At 63.0% G+C, this 14,466-nt stretch carries 13 protein-coding genes, 1 tRNA gene and 2 pseudogenes; 6 read left to right on the top strand and 10 right to left on the bottom strand.

Features of this window, described 5'->3' with window-relative positions; translation table 11 throughout:
* A tRNA-Arg gene (locus tag IEV58_RS03515) sits at positions 1–76 on the top strand.
* Positions 77–151: 75 nt separating this feature from the next.
* On the opposite strand, the gene IEV58_RS03510 is transcribed toward IEV58_RS03515, so the two are convergent.
* Entirely contained in the window at positions 152–1,405 is a 1,254-nt protein-coding gene (locus IEV58_RS03510) for an MFS transporter (RefSeq protein ID WP_188408299.1), read from the bottom strand.
* Positions 1,402–2,916, bottom strand: coding sequence for an FAD-dependent oxidoreductase (locus IEV58_RS03505; protein ID WP_188408298.1), 1,515 nt, complete (start codon positions 2,914–2,916; stop codon positions 1,402–1,404). The genes IEV58_RS03510 and IEV58_RS03505 overlap by 4 nt, the downstream gene beginning before the upstream one ends.
* Before the next feature lie 62 nt (positions 2,917–2,978).
* Between IEV58_RS03505 and IEV58_RS03500 the strand changes: the two genes are divergently transcribed.
* Entirely contained in the window at positions 2,979–3,458 is a 480-nt protein-coding gene (locus IEV58_RS03500) for a MarR family winged helix-turn-helix transcriptional regulator (protein ID WP_229729161.1), read from the top strand.
* A gap of 34 nt (positions 3,459–3,492) precedes the next feature.
* Here IEV58_RS03500 and copM read toward each other — a convergent pair.
* A pseudogene (gene copM / locus IEV58_RS18150) lies at positions 3,493–3,795 on the bottom strand (CopM family metallochaperone); the annotation flags it as partial.
* Between the two features lie 42 nt (positions 3,796–3,837).
* Positions 3,838–4,602 (bottom strand): annotated as a pseudogene (locus IEV58_RS03495) (MauE/DoxX family redox-associated membrane protein); the annotation flags it as partial.
* Between the two features lie 48 nt (positions 4,603–4,650).
* On the opposite strand from IEV58_RS03495, the gene IEV58_RS03490 reads away from it, so the two are divergent.
* A complete protein-coding gene (locus tag IEV58_RS03490) occupies positions 4,651–5,055 on the top strand; it encodes a MerR family transcriptional regulator (RefSeq protein WP_188408296.1) in 405 nt (134 codons plus the stop codon).
* Positions 5,056–5,141: 86 nt separating this feature from the next.
* Here IEV58_RS03490 and IEV58_RS03485 read toward each other — a convergent pair whose 3' ends face one another.
* From IEV58_RS03485 to IEV58_RS03460, 6 genes are all read right to left on the bottom strand, one after another.
* Positions 5,142–5,726, bottom strand: coding sequence for a GNAT family N-acetyltransferase (locus IEV58_RS03485; RefSeq protein WP_188408295.1), 585 nt, complete (start codon positions 5,724–5,726; stop codon positions 5,142–5,144).
* 155 nt (positions 5,727–5,881) lie between these two features.
* Positions 5,882–6,358 (bottom strand): Rrf2 family transcriptional regulator, encoded by a 477-nt coding sequence (locus tag IEV58_RS03480; RefSeq protein WP_188408294.1) that lies wholly within the window; start codon positions 6,356–6,358, stop codon positions 5,882–5,884.
* Positions 6,359–6,594: 236 nt separating this feature from the next.
* Complete coding sequence (locus tag IEV58_RS18405; RefSeq protein ID WP_371873617.1) at positions 6,595–6,891, bottom strand: SH3 domain-containing protein; 297 nt, start codon at positions 6,889–6,891, stop codon at positions 6,595–6,597.
* 412 nt (positions 6,892–7,303) lie between these two features.
* Positions 7,304–8,371 carry a Gfo/Idh/MocA family protein gene (locus IEV58_RS03470; protein ID WP_188408292.1) on the bottom strand — a complete coding sequence of 356 codons (1,068 nt, stop codon included), beginning with the start codon at positions 8,369–8,371 and terminating at the stop codon, positions 7,304–7,306.
* Positions 8,368–9,324 (bottom strand): MDR/zinc-dependent alcohol dehydrogenase-like family protein, encoded by a 957-nt coding sequence (locus tag IEV58_RS03465; RefSeq protein ID WP_188409067.1) that lies wholly within the window; start codon positions 9,322–9,324, stop codon positions 8,368–8,370. Before IEV58_RS03465 ends, IEV58_RS03470 begins: the two co-directional genes overlap by 4 nt.
* Before the next feature lie 135 nt (positions 9,325–9,459).
* Positions 9,460–10,002: a DUF1003 domain-containing protein gene (locus IEV58_RS03460; protein ID WP_188408291.1), complete on the bottom strand. Its 543-nt coding sequence runs from the start codon at positions 10,000–10,002 to the stop codon at positions 9,460–9,462.
* Positions 10,003–10,170: 168 nt separating this feature from the next.
* On the opposite strand from IEV58_RS03460, the gene IEV58_RS03455 reads away from it, so the two are divergent.
* Genes IEV58_RS03455 through IEV58_RS03445 form a run of 3 tightly spaced genes read left to right on the top strand, consistent with a single transcriptional unit; the run spans position 10,171 to position 14,464 of the window.
* The gene (locus IEV58_RS03455; RefSeq protein WP_188408290.1) at positions 10,171–11,277 is read left to right on the top strand and encodes an NAD-dependent epimerase/dehydratase family protein; all 1,107 of its coding nucleotides are present in this window, start codon (positions 10,171–10,173) and stop codon (positions 11,275–11,277) included.
* On the top strand, positions 11,277–13,307 hold the full coding sequence (locus IEV58_RS03450; protein ID WP_188408289.1) for an NAD-dependent epimerase/dehydratase family protein: 2,031 nt from the start codon (positions 11,277–11,279) through the stop codon (positions 13,305–13,307). Before IEV58_RS03455 ends, IEV58_RS03450 begins: the two co-directional genes overlap by 1 nt.
* A complete protein-coding gene (locus tag IEV58_RS03445; protein ID WP_229729160.1) occupies positions 13,304–14,464 on the top strand; it encodes a glycosyltransferase family 4 protein in 1,161 nt (386 codons plus the stop codon). The genes IEV58_RS03450 and IEV58_RS03445 overlap by 4 nt, the downstream gene beginning before the upstream one ends.
* Positions 14,465–14,466 lie beyond the last annotated feature (2 nt).

Here is a 14,466-nt window from a genome sequence, read left to right as displayed (position 1 = left end):
GCACCCGTAGCTCAGCTGGATAGAGCGTTGCCCTCCGAAGGCAAAGGTCACACTTCGAATCGTGTCGGGTGCGCCAGCTACCTTCCTAAATCTGTTTTAATCGCGAACGCTGGACGCTGCCGATTTCACGTCTTCCATTAGGGCGGCACGATTATAGAGGCGGCCCGGGCGCCGTAGTCCCGGCGGCGGCATGGCGAGGAAGGCAGGTGGCGGCGATCATAGCTCCTGTTATGGCGATGGCCACCACCGCGCCGATCCATGCCGCGTAGAAACCCAACCCGAGAATGAAGCCCGCCAGAACCGGAGAAACGATATCCGTCACCGCGACCAGGGCTTGCCCCGCTCCCATGACGGCCCCTTGTCGCCCGGGCGGGACATGGACCGACAGGGCGGCGAGATAGGTAGGCTTCGCAAGTGCGTCGCCCGTACTGATGCAGAGAATGGCAAAGGCGAGGACAGGGATCGAGCTTGCTATCCCAGCACTGACGACACCTGTGCAGATGAGGGCAAAGATCAGCGTGATCAGCCCTTGCTCGGAGAAGAACCGGCCGAACCATCTGAGCAGGAAAAGCTGGACGAGGATGTTGATGACGCCGTCGGCCGCTATGATGTAGCTGAACTCGCGTGGCCCGAGGGCGCGACCGTTCCACACGAAGTGATCGGCAAGGAAATTCGGAAGCTGGGAGGTGTACATTCCAAAAGCGAAGCAGTGGCACAGCATCACGACGATGAGCACGCGGATCACCGGGGAGCCGACTGTCGCCCGGAACAAGATTTTGGCCCGATCGGCCTCAGCCGCCGGCTGTCTCACGACCGTGTCGCCTTTCAGGCCGAACATCGTCACCGTGACACCGAAAGCTGACAGGGCCAGTGCCATATAGATCGGGACGTCCAGCGAAATCTCCGACAGAATGCTTGAAAGGCCCGCACCGACGATCGCCCCGAGACCAAGACCGGCGTTCACGACCCCCATCGCCTGGCGTCGGTTCGCCGGCGAACTATTGTCCGCGGCATAGGCCGCTGCAGCCGAGAAGTTGCCGGCGGTGAGACCGAAGAGGAAGCGAGCGAGCAGGACGGTGAAGATGCTCTGCGCGAGAGCAAGCAGCAGCAGGCTTACCACTGCTATGAAATGACTGGCCAGAAGAATCCGTTTGCGTCCGAAACGGTCAGACAGCTGGCCGAGCAAAGGGGAGGCTGCGGATTGGCTCAGCGCCTCCGAGGCAAGGACGAGGCCGAAGACGAAAGGGCTCGCCTCCATCTGACGCATATAGAACGGCAGGATGGGGAGAACCGCACCGATGCCGGCGGCGTAAAGGGAGACGATGGCGAACAGCGGCAACATCAGCCGCCAGTCGAGCCTATCCGACGCGCCCGCCGCATCCTTCGAACCGGTCTCGACGCTCATTTGCGTTCTTCTTCGAGACAGACGATGCCCATGCGGACCAGGTAGGCTTCCAGCTCCGCTGTCTGGTCTGCATCAAAGATCGCCCCGATATATCCGTCCGGACGGATCAGCACACACTCGCCCCGTGCCAGATCGTAGGCATCGCGGACGTGTCCCCCGGCGTCGATGACATCGCCTTGCAAACCGACGTGGTGGACACGCAGCCTCGGGCGTGACGCAATCGGTTCTCGCGCGGCCTCATGGACAAGCAGCGTCCAATGCGGCCCCTGGAACAGCCGGAACAGGCGCGACGGCTGACCCGCGGCGCCCGCAACCGGGGCATCGGGGGCGCGGCTTCCAGCGCGCAGACCGCCGCTGCGTTCGGCCGCGCCCTGCGAAAGAAGAGATCCGGGATAGCCGATATCAAGCTGGTGTACCTCGCGGCCCCGCGGCATCCCACCTTCTTTCTGTGCATCGAGCAGCCGGGTCGAAAGACCGAGTACCGCTTCTGCGACAGGACGCCTTTCCTCCTCATAGGTGTCGAGCAGGTGATCTTGAGCGCCGCCGAGCACGGCCGCGAGTTTCCAGCCCAGGTTGTAAGCGTCCTGCACGCTGGTATTGAGGCCCTGGCCACCTGTCGGCGGATGGATGTGGGCGGCATCGCCAACGAGGAACACCCGGCCGACCCGGTAGCGATCGGCGAGCCGGGCGTTCATCGCGTAGGCCGACGCCCAGGAGACCGAGTGCACCTGAATATCGCTGCGGCCGGTCCGCTCGCCAATCATCCGTCCGAGGCCGTCTGCTGAGAGGTCGCATTCGCCCGCAAGCGGAACGGGTGCCTGAATCTGGAAGAGATCGGTTCCGGCAAGCGGGCAAATTGCAGCCATCCGCTCCATGTCGCCGGCGTTGAATTGATGCCACGCCTCGCGATCAAGCCCGCTCAACACGACATCTGCCACGATTGCACGCACGCCCACCGTCTTGCCCGGAAAGTCGATGCCAAGCGCTCCACGCACGAAGCTGCGTCCGCCGTCTGCTCCGAGAAGATAGCGGGCGCGAACGGTTCGCTCGCCATCCGGCCCGGCAAGACGTGCCGTGACGCCGTTCCCGTCTTGCTCAAGCCCGACCAGCTGGCATCCGAACTCGACCCGATGGCCCAACTCGGCCAGCCGCTCCCGCATGATCCTTTCCGTGATAAATTGCGGGATCATCAGCGGGATATGGTACGGCTCCGCCGGCGTCGGACCGGCCCGCTCGACAGTGCCCTTTTCGGAGTAGCTGCCGTTGTCGCGATACTCGCGCAACGGCGGATAGAGGCCGCCAGCGGCAACGACCTTGTCGAGAATGCCAAGGTCCTCGAGAATTTCCTGTGTCCTGGGCTGAATGCCCTTGCCGCGTGAGCCAGGGAACGGTTTGCTCGTTTTTTCGATCAGCCGGAAAGACACCCCGCGCCGTGCAAGCTCGATCGCCAACGTCAGGCCAGCCGCTCCCGCGCCGCAGATGAGCACATCTGCTGCAAAACCGTTTGTCATGCCTGTCTCCATATGTGTATTATGCACATAATAGGAGGCCAGCAATGCCGTCAAGGAAAAATGTGAAAAATACACATATTGAAAGCCGTCAGATACGCGAACTCCATGGAGCGCTGATCGAAATCGCCAGCCTTATGAACAGGCCCCAGCGCGACGAGCAGATGGTACGGGAGGCCGGAATCGCACTCGATCGCGCCCTGTTTCCCCTGTTGGTCGGGATCGAACGGCTTGGCCCGATCGGCATCGTGGAACTCGCTGACCGGGCCGGCCGCGATTACACCACCGTCAGCCGTCAGGTGGCCAAGCTGGAAAGCCTTGGTTTGGCGGAGCGCAGGCAGAGCGCCGCCGACCGTCGCGTCAACGAGGCCGTGGTCACGCCGAAGGGCAAGGCGATGACCGACAAGATCGATGCCGCGCGGGAAAGGAATGCCCGCGCCATTTTCGAAACCTGGGATGCACATGAGATCGCCGAACTCGTGCGGCTCATGCGCAAATTTGCTGACGCGATGAAAGGAGAACCGAGCGACTCGATTCACTCTTAGGACGAAGCACGAGGCCGCACAGCTTTGATATCTATCAATGCCCGCCTTGATGGCCGCCGCGCTCTGCAAGCCACTCCTTCATCTCTTTTATCTCGGCCTCCTGAGCCGCGATGATGCTGTCGGCCAGCCCGCGGATCTGAGGATCCTGCCCGTAACGCTGCACGACCTTGGCCATGGCGATCGCGCCTTCGTGGTGCGGGATCATGCCGCGCATGAAGTCTGTGTCGGCGTCTCCGGTGTAGGAGAGGTCCATCGCCTCCATCATGTCGTCGTGAGCCGTTCGGTAAGCCGCCGTGGAGGGCGTCTCCGTTCCGGCATCAGAAACGGCGTGGGCGGTGTGCGAAGGCTGCGTCGCCATGTTCATGCTGCCGGCCACAAGGCCGAAGGCGGCAAGGGCCATCCAGACCGCCATGGCGACCATCATCAGGTTTTCGGTGAGCGAGACGAAGCCGAGCGGCACATTGCTGGAGCCGCCGACGCAGGCGCATTTCAGCTCACGCTTGTCGATGTAGACGGCCTTGAACACCGAGACGGCGCCCACCGTCCCGATGAAGAGGGCGACGGGGACGGACAGCCAGGTCAGCGCACCCGCCACCATCAACAGGCCCGCGAAGGCTTCAGCGAAGGGATAGATGTAGCTGTAGGGCACCCAGCGCTTCGCCAGAAGGTCGTAGTTCAGGAACATCGTCGAGAAAGTCTCGACGTTCTGGAGCTTGAGCAGCGCCAGCACGACCATGGAGAAGCCGATGAACCATTCCGCCGCGCGAAGCGTGAAGGGGCTGCCGTATGCGGCGTAGCTGACGGCCAGAGCCAGCAAGGCCGTCGTCGCGAACAGCGCGACAACGGGGCGGTAGCTGGTCGCCTTCGGATCGGCGACGCGTTTGCCGAGGAACCGGCGGAGATCGTCATAACCGCCCACGCGCTTGCCAGCGATGAAGGTCTGGGGCGTGGTCGCAACGCTGTGTTGCGCCTTGAAGGCATCGGTCTCGGCGCGAGTCGTCAGGTGGTGATCCTCGACGTCATAGCCGGCACGCTTCAGCAGGTCTTTCGCCTTCAGGCCGTAGGGGCAGGTATGATCCGGCATCACCATGCGATGGATGACCGCCTTCTTTCCGATCGTTGGCTGGCTTACCGTATCCGACATTTTCACGTTCCCTTGTCGTTTCGTCGGCACTCATATAGGTTCCGTACCATGGTACAGAGTCAAGAGACCCAATCGCTCACGATCGGCAGGCTCGCCGCCGCCGGCGGCGTGGGCGTCGAAACCATCCGCTTCTACCAGCGCAGGGGTCTGCTTGGGACTCCAACGCGCGAAAGCGGGATTCGCCGTTATGGCCGGGAAGATTTGCGCCGGCTGCGATTTATCAAGCACGCGCAGGCAGCGGGCTTCACGCTTGAGGAGATCCGCGAGTTGATGGCGCTGGATGCGAGCGACGACCGGGGCCGTGCGCATGAGCTTGCGCAGGCCCGTGTCGACGCGCTCAACATCCGGATTGCCGAACTTCAGCGTGCCCGCGATGCGCTCAAGCGGTTGGCACGAGAATGCGGCGGGGGCGGAACAGGGCCATGCCCGATCCTCTCGTCCTTCGAGATGTGAGGATTGATCAGCGGCATCGGTATGAGGGCGTTCCCTCCGAAGGCAAAGTCACACGTTCGCATCGTGTCGGGCGCGCTTCCGAAGGCTCAACGCGGTTGCCGCAGCATCGGGACGAGCGTCGGTGACGAACCGGCCTGGATCGCGCCGAGCGGTTCGAAGCCGTGGCGCCGGTACAAGGATATGTTGCGCGGGTTGGAGGATTCCAGATAGGCCGGCACGTGATCGCGATCGCACTGAACGAGTGCGTAGGCCATCAAGGCATCGCCGTAACCTTTGCCCTGATGAGCCGGGTCGACACCGATCACGGGCAAGTACCAATGCGGTTCGTTCGGGTGGTACTTGGCCATCTGCTCGAATATGGCTGCGGCGTCAGCAGCAAGAGAGGGCGCAACCGTGCTCTCCACCACCGCACCGAGCTCCTCCTCGTCGGGATGCACCCCGGGCGGCAGCCATAGCGCCGTCCCGGCGCAGCCGTCGGTGCTAAAGGCGCTTCCGTTAGAGAAGGCCCTGCTTCCAAATGCACGGATCAGTCGCGGCATGGCCGCGAGGTACTGGTGTGCATGCGGCCAGGTCCAGCGCGCCATGGGATCGGCTGCAAACGCCAGCACGATCGTTTCGACCGCCCACTCTTCATCGGCCGCGGCCATAACTTTCACTGCCGGCGATGTCATGCTGCCCTCCAGTGACGTAGGTGGTTCCGTGCTCAGTCACCCATCGTAACCCGGATGACGCGGGAGCGACATCCGATTGCTGGCGCTCCCGGCTCGCTTCGCCTGCTTTCGCAGGCTTTTGCGGACTTTGTGCGCCCGCAAGAGCCGGCCTGTCCTTACTCCGTTCGAGATGACCCATGGACGGTCTCCAGATCGAAAAAACCGCCGCGGGCCACCAGACGCCGGTGAAAGTCGGCGCTCAGCGCGGCCAGCGTCACGTCGCCAAAGCGCGAGAGCAGCAGCGCTTCTGCATCCTGAAACGCCTGGTTGAGGGCGGCATTCACGGCCTGTTCGACAAGGCAGCCTGGCGCTTCCGTCCGGTTTCCCATGGCCAGAAGCGGCGGACAGCCGAGCGCTGTGTAGATATCCCGCAGCGTCACCTCCGACAGGTCGCACGCGAGCGTCCAGCCCCCGCCATGGCCCTTCTCCGACCGGACATAGCCTTGATCGCGAAGGCCGGCCATGATCCGCCGGATCACCACCGGATTGGTGTCCATGGCTTTCGCCAATGTTTCTGATGTCACCGGTCCGCCCTGCTCCGCCATGTGAAGCAGGACGTGCAGCACACCCGACAGTCGGCTATCTCTCTTCATGCAACTTTATGTGTTGCATAACGGCAAAAGATCAAGCTCGAACCGGCTCTGATAGGGCCAGCAAGCCATCACAGGTGGCAATGCCACCCTTACCAGCGGATCCGCGGGCCAAGATTGCCGCCGATGCTTCGCTCATCCGTGTCGCCGCCGGTTCCTGTGGTGTAATCGGCCGCAAGGAAGGCGCTAGCGGGGTCACGAGAATTCCGTGACGCGAGGGCTGCAATCGGGTTTCCTGCTCACCGGCAGGGATACCCCGGCGCGATGCGGCAGTCAGGTCGCGGACGTGGCCTGTGATGCGGCGGGCGCGGCCGATAATGCGGCGGCCGGACCACCACAGGCGGGCGGACGATAACCGGAGGCCGAACCACGACAGGTGGGCGCGACAATCCTTGCAAATAGCCAGACGAAACCCAACCGCTGAGGCGTCCCACGCGGACACGGCACCACGAGCCGGCGCAGCGCGCGACGTTGACGCCGGTTCCAGCATCGAGTGTGGCAATGCGGGGATAACTTGTGCCGGGACCGGTGCGCATATTGACGTTGCCGGTGGTGAAGGCATCCGCCGCCAGGGCGGATAAAGGATAAGAGAGAACGGCCAGAAAGGCGCCGCCGATCAGACAACGCACCAAGCGTGAGGGCCGCATGGATGTCTCCTTGGCAGGGTTACTGGTTGTAGTAGAGCATAGCTGCACGCCAGGCACAATTCTTTCGCCGCCTAACTTTCCGGATAGAAGCTGTTCGGTTAATCGCATCGATGGAACCCGAACCAATTCTTCCGGAATGGCGGAAGCAGTGCCGGCGGATTCAAGTCAGGTGTCGCCTTGACCCGATCGCGTCCAGACTGGCCGGGGCATGCTGGTTGAAAGCCAACCCGCTAAGGCTCGGCGTTCCGGCTGCTGTTTCCAGCCCTGGAGGATCGGGTCGGCGTGACTCTTCTTGCAAGCTTCAGGCCGCGGTCCGGCCTGGCGCCTGCTGGATCTGCTCAGGGGCGCGTCCATAAATGCCGTCGAGAACCCTGGCGACGTCCACCAGCTTCTCCGCCTCCGGGTTAAACCCCTCGCCTTGCGCGAGACGCCGCGCCCAGTCCGCGGCAGCCCTCCCGCCCCAGGCGTCCGGCGGAGCGGTCAATGTGTCCGATGCCGTGCCGCGATAGCGTTCGGCGGTGAAGTCGTAAAATGAACCGTTTACGTTACGAAGAGCAGCTCCACCTTGCGTGCCATAGAAGGTGGCCGAAATGACCGCATCTGCGCCGGCATGGAGGCGCCAGGAACAGGTCAGGCGGATGACGGTGCCGCTTTTCAGCGCAATGGTCGCGACCGCATAATCTTCCACCTGCTTGGTTTCATCCGCGAGCGGCTGGCCACCGGCAAAAAGCGAGCCCGACACCGTCTCGACCGCAGGGAAATCGAGAGCCCAGAGGGCAAGGTCCACCAGGTGGACGCCGAGATCCATGACGCAGCCGCCTCCCGCGCGAAGCGGATCGTAGAACCAGTCTTTGTCGGGGCCATAGGCGTTGTGGAACACGAGGTCCACGGCATAAAGCCGGCCAAGTTCCTCCGACTGAACGAGCTTACGGATCTCCTGCATGCCTTCCGTGAAACGGTAAGACAGATCGACGTCAAGAAGGCGGTCCGCCCGCCGCGCTGCCTCCACCACAGAGGTCACTTCGGCCGCGGTCCGTCCAAGGGGCTTCTGGCAGAAGACGGCGGCACCCGCGTCCAGAACCTTGATGGACTGTTCGGCATGCATCGCGCTCGGCGTGGCAATCACCACGCCATCGACACCCGCGGCGAGCATTTCGTCCAGAGAGGAAACCAGCACCGCGCCAGACGCAAGCTTCGCTGCCTCCTGCGCCATCTCTGGAGAAGCATCGGCGATGGCCACCACATCGACAGTGTCCGTGTCGACGATGGCCTGCATCCGGTGCCGTCCGATCCAGCCGACGCCGAGGAAACCCACCCGAGAACGGGCGGCGCGCGTGGAGGAGGTTTCTTTCGCGGAGATGTTGCTCATTCGTATGTCACCAGGGCCTTGAGGAATCCGTCGGGGCGGTCACGGGTGGCGTTCAGCGCGTCATCCAGGCGCTCCAGCGGAAACCGATGGGTGTACAGCGATGAGGGGTCGAGTGCTCCGGAGGCCACCGCATCAACCGCCTCGCGGATGCCCTGAATGTAGATCCTGGGATCTCGTTCATGAGCGTTGATGACGTCGATGCCCCGCCAGTTCCAGAGCCACATGTTGACCTGCCGGGCCCCGTCCTGATGATAGCCGGCAACGATCAGCTTTCCGCGCTCGCGTGTCAGCTCGCCGGCAAGATCAAGCGGCCACTGCTTGCCGACCGCCTCGACCACCCGGTCACAGAAGGCGCCGCCGGTCAGTTCCTTCACCCGCTCGATGATGCCGTTGTGATCTTCCATGGGGATGGTCTCGGTGGCGCCCATCCGGCGGGCGACACCGAGAGAGAAGGGCCGCCGCGAGATGGCGATGACACGTGCCCCCGCGTTGCTTGCCAGCCTCGTCAGGATGGCGCCGAGAAAGCCGATGCCGATGATGGCCACCGTCTGACCGGCAACGATCTCGCTGCGCCGGAAGATGTTCATGGCGCAGCCGAGCGGCTCTCCGGGGAAGGGCTGCCCCGCCAGTTCAGGCGGCAGGGGAACGACGGCGTCAGCCGCGGCGATGTCATGGGTGGCATAGCTTTTGTAGGATAGCGCCGCGACCCGGTCTCCAACGGAGAGAGTGGTGACACCCTCACCCACGGCGTCGACGAAACCCCAGCCTTCATGGCCGAGATCGCCCGGAGCCGTGGGGAACGTCATCCAATCCGGGCCGGACCAGGGTGTCAGGTTGGAGGCACAGACGCCGCACCCCTCAAGCCTTATCCGCACCTCTCCTACGCCGGGTTCCGGCAGGGAATACTCCTCAATCCGGATTTCGCCAGGGCCTGTGACAACTGCCGCCCGCATCACGTCCAATGCTTGGCCTCCGCCGCTCTTCTCATCGCTATACACGGATCATCCTTCTGTGATTGCCCCTTGGGGAGATGTTTTAGGGCTGCGACGGCGCAAGTCTCGCCTGGCGAAAAAATTCTAAGGCTCTTCTCAGCGACTGCTCCCGCTCCCGGTATGCTCCTCGATCTCATCGAGGACCGCTTCCGGCGCCACGTCCTTCTTCAGTTCATCCAATTCCGGATCGGCTTCCGTCTCGACGCCAAGCTTATCGGCGATCGCGGACATCATGGCGATCAGCCTGGTGGTCTCATGCTCATCCAGCAGCGAAATCTGCAGATTGAGATCGGCGCGTTTGTCATCCGCCGCTGCCATCCGGTTCTGGCTGATCAGGACGAAGGTCGACAGAAAGATCGCTTCCACGGACGCGATCATGGCCAGAACGACCATGGAGGGATCCCATGGGGACACACCGGGGATCCGGCCTAGGTTGGCGATGATCCAGAAGCCGAAGAAGGCGAGGTGGAGATAGACGAAGGGCATACTTCCGGTAAAGCTTGTGATCGCCTCGGCGATGCGCTCCTGCAGCGAGGCCTCGGCAGCCTCCTTCTCGCGCCGCTTCATGAGTGCTTCGATGTTCTGCTCGAGAACGGGACCGAGAATGTTTCGCCGTTCCCCCTTGTTGCGATTGCGCATGGGGCTTCCTCCGCTGGCTCCCAACGCCGAAAGTCTGCTTTGGTTCGACGCCTTCGCAGTGCCCCTGCCGCTCGATTTTTCCGCAGCAGCAGGTGGAACCGAATCCCCGTGCAGCGACTTCCTCCTACCTCACCCATACAGGGAACGGCAGTCTATCAGGGGGATCCATTGAGCACCTATCTGATCACCGGCGGTTGTGGCTTCATCGGCCGGTATGTCGCGCGCGAGCTCCTCGACCATAGTCACCAGGTTCGGATCCTGGATTCTCTCGTGGAGCAGGTGCATTCCGACAGCACGCTTGATGTTCCTGATGGTGCCGAGTTCCTGCAAGGCGACGTGCGCGACGCGGATCTCGTGGCGCAGGCGATCGAAGGTGTCGACGGCGTGTTCCATCTTGCCGCCGAAGTGGGCGTCGGTCAGTCCATGTATGAGATTACGCGCTATGTCGGCGGCAATGATCTCGCCACGGCTGTCCTTCTGGAGGCGCTAATCAAACAGCCGGTCCCGCGCCTGGTGGTCGCATCCTCCATGAGCGTTTACGGAGAGGGGCTTTACACCAAGGGCGATGGCACCCGGGTCAGCAATGCCCGCCGCCAGCAATCTCGGATCAAGTCGGCGCTCTGGAATCTCGTCGACGAGAATGGAGAGCCTCTGACGCCCGTCGCGACGGATGAGGAAAAAGTTGTCGACCTCGCGTCGATCTATGCCCTGACCAAATATGTGCAGGAGCGAGCCGTGCTCATCTTTGGCGAGGCCTATGGTGTCGAAACCGTGGCGCTGCGGCTCTTCAACGTGTTCGGTCCAGGTCAGGCCCTCTCCAATCCCTACACGGGCGTTCTCGCGAATTTCGCGTCGCGACTGGCGAACAATCAGCCTCCCATGATCTTTGAAGATGGCGAGCAGCGCCGCGACTTCGTTCACGTGCGCGATGTCGCCCGCGCTTTCCGGCTCGCGATGGAGCAACCGCGCGCGCCCGGACATGTCATCAATGTGGGCAGCGGTCGCGCCTACACCATCACCCAGGTCGCGACGATGCTCGCGGAGGCCATGGGGGTTCCGGAGATCGCACCGGACATCATGGGCAAGGCGCGTTCCGGTGACATCCGCAATTGCTTCGCGGATATCTCCAAGGCGCGGGATCTCCTGGGTTTCGAGCCGCAACATCGGCTGGAGGACTCGCTCGGGGAACTCGCTGAATGGGTGCGGCAGGTCGGCGCCGTCGATCGCGGCGCTGAGATGAAGCGCCATCTGGAAGATCGGGGGCTCGTATCCTGATGAACGGTCCTGCTCGTTTCTCGGAGAATCGGCGCGGATTTGGTTTCGTCGACTGGTTTCGGCCCGGAGAATATGAGCGGACGGAACAGGTGCTGTCGGATGTGGTCGCCTCGGGAGCGTCTTACCTGCGCACCCATCTGTCATGGGCCGAATATCTCGCGCCGGGCGGAGAGAAATGGTTCGACTGGCTCATGCCAAAGCTCGGCAGCCAGATCGACGTCTTGCCTTGTGTCCATTACACGCCGCCTTCGCTGTCGCGCACGGGCCAGTGCAATGGCGCACCGCGCGAGCTCAAGGACTATGCAGATTTCGTGGACCATGTGCTGACGCGCTATGGCAAGCACTTCCGCGACATCGAGCTCTGGAACGAGCCGAACAATCTTCTCGACTGGGATTGGCGCCAGGATCGGGATTATCAACTCTTCTCCGAAATGATCGGCGGTGCCGCCTATTGGGCCAAGCAGCGGGGCTGGCGCGCCGTCCTTGGTGGGCCCTGCCCCTTCGACCCCTCCTGGCTCAACCTCATGGGCGAGCGGGGTGTTCTCGAGGTGGTGGCCGCCGTCGGCTTCCACGGCTTTCCCGGCACCTGGGACAGCGAGGCCGGCAGCTGGAGCGGCTGGGATGCTCACCTCGGTGAAATGCGCGCCATTCTTGACCGCTACAACAAGGATGCCGAAATCTGGGTCACCGAAACAGGTTACTCCACCTGGCGGAATGACGAGGTGGAGCAGGTCCGAAAGTTCTGGCAGGCGCTCAATGTACCGGCGGACCGGATCTACTGGTACAGCTGGCGCGACGTCCCGAGCGATGTTCCTGTCCAGGAAGGGCTGTGGTTCGATCCCCGGCACTATCACCTCGGTGCCGTGACCGCGGCGGGTGAACCAAAGCTTCTGGCACGCCTCCTCACCAGCGGCGGGCTCGCCAAAATCAGCGAGGTCGCGGGTCTTGCGGCGCCTGCCGTTTCGGTCAAAGCGGAACCTATCGTTATCGTGGGTGGAAGTGGCTTCATCGGCTCCAATCTCGCTGAAAGTTTTCTGGCGGACGGCGAGGACGTCATCGTCCTCGACAATCTGAGCCGTCCGGGCGTCGACCAAAATCTTGCCTGGCTATCCGACCGCTTCGGCGATCGTGTTCATCCCGTCCTGGCCGATATCCGGGATTATGTGGCGGTTGCTCCGGTCTTTGCCGATGCCAGGGCGGTGTTCCATCTCGCCGCGCAGACGGCGGTGACGACGAGCCTCACCAATCCCATGGAGGATTTCGAGGTCAATGCGCGCGGCACCGTCAACGTGCTGGAAGCGGTCCGCAAGGCGGGTAAATCCGCGCCGGTGATCTTTGCCAGCACCAACAAGGTCTATGGCAGCCTCGAAGACATCGAGATGGTCGAGTTGGACGACCGTTATATGCCCGCGGACCAGAACATCCGCCCCCATGGCATCAGCGAGGCCCGCAATCTCGACTTCTGCACGCCCTACGGCTGCTCCAAGGGCGTCGCCGATCAATATGTACTGGATTACGCCAGTTCCTATGGGCTGCCGACCGCCGTGCTGCGCATGAGCTGCATCTATGGGCCTCGGCAGTTCGGCACCGAGGATCAGGGATGGGTAGCGCATTTCCTCATCCGCGCTCTCAAAGGTGAGCCCATCTCCATCTACGGCGATGGCAAGCAGGTGCGCGACATCCTGCATGTCTCCGATGCTGTCGCGGCCTACCGCGGCCTCTTGAACGCCATCACTTCCGTCAAAGGCCAGGCCTTCAATCTCGGCGGCGGTCCGCGGAACGCGGTCAGCCTGCGCGCGGTTCTTGAGGAAATCCGACAAATCGCGGGCCGTGAACCTTCGGTCTCCTTCAGTGAATGGCGCCAGGGGGATCAGTTCTACTTCATTGCCGACACGCGGAAGCTGGAAGCCGCCATCGGTTGGCGCGCTGAGATTTCCTGGCGCGATGGTGTCAGGGACCTTGGCTCATGGCTGCGCGAGCAGCGTGGCCTGGGTGCCTTAGCCCCGGAACCACGGAGGGTACCCGCATGATGACGGCCGTTCCCCCTGCTTTCCCGATCAAAGGCCGGCTTCGCCAAGATCTCGGAACGGGGGCGCGGCCGGAAAGGGTGCTCATGACGCTGGACGCCATCGGCGGTGTCTGGCGCTATGCCATGGATCTCGGCACAGGCCTGAAGCAGGCCGGTGTCGAGGTGGTCTTCGCAGGCTTTGGACCGCTGCCCTCCCCCGGGCATGCCGAGGAGGCGCGGACAATCGGGACATTGGTCTGGCTCAAGGCACCGCTCGACTGGATGGTCACGGGGGCCGCCGAGTTGACCGATGTGCCGCATCTCCTTCAGGGCCTCATCGAAGACCACGACATCGATCTGGTGCACCTGAACCTGCCATCGCAGGGCTACCGCCTCCAAGCCTCGGTGCCGGTGGTGGTGGTCTCGCATTCCTGCGTGGTGACCTGGTTCAAGGCCGTCCGGCAGAGCGATCTGCCGGACTATTGGTCCTGGCAGAAGGCTTGCAACCGCGCGGGCTTCGACACCGCGGACGCGGTTGTCGCTCCGAGCCAAGCGCATGCCGATCTCCTGTCGGCCTGTTATGGCGTGATCAACAATCTCACGGTGATACCCAACGCCGTGCGCGAGCCGGCAAGCCCTGCGGCCAAGAAGGAGATCGTCTTCGCGGCCGCCCGCTGGTGGGACGACAGCAAGAACGGTTTGGTGCTCGACCAAGCGGCTTCCAAGAGCCTATGGCCCGTCGTCATGGCCGGCCCAACCGTTGGTCCCAACGGCCAGGCCATCTCCCTCGCCCATGCCCATTCGCCGGGCGAAATCGCCAGCGAGGAGGTTCGACAGCGGGTGGCCAGCGCGGGCATTTTCGTTTCGCCATCCATCTATGAGCCCTTCGGCCTTGCCGCCCTCGAAGCGGCGCGTGCGGAAGCGGCACTGGTGCTGGCCGACATCCCCACCTACCGCGAGCTCTGGCGTGACGTCGCCCTTTTCGCAGACCCGCGCGACCCGGACAGCTTTGCCTCGGCCATCAACACTCTCGTGGCGGATCCGGAGCGACGGCAGGCACTCGGCCGTTCCGCCCGCGCGCGATCTCAACGCTTTTCCACCGAGGCCCAAACCCGGAGCTATCTGGATCTCTACCGGCACGTCATGAGCCATTCACCGCAACTTGCAACCGCGATCTGAAC

It is taken from the genome of Agaricicola taiwanensis (genome assembly GCF_014635245.1).
GTDB classification, from domain to species: Bacteria; Pseudomonadota; Alphaproteobacteria; order Rhizobiales; family Methylopilaceae; genus Agaricicola; species Agaricicola taiwanensis.
Note: the sequence above shows the minus strand (reverse complement) of the source record. Positions and strands in the feature narration are given on the sequence as shown.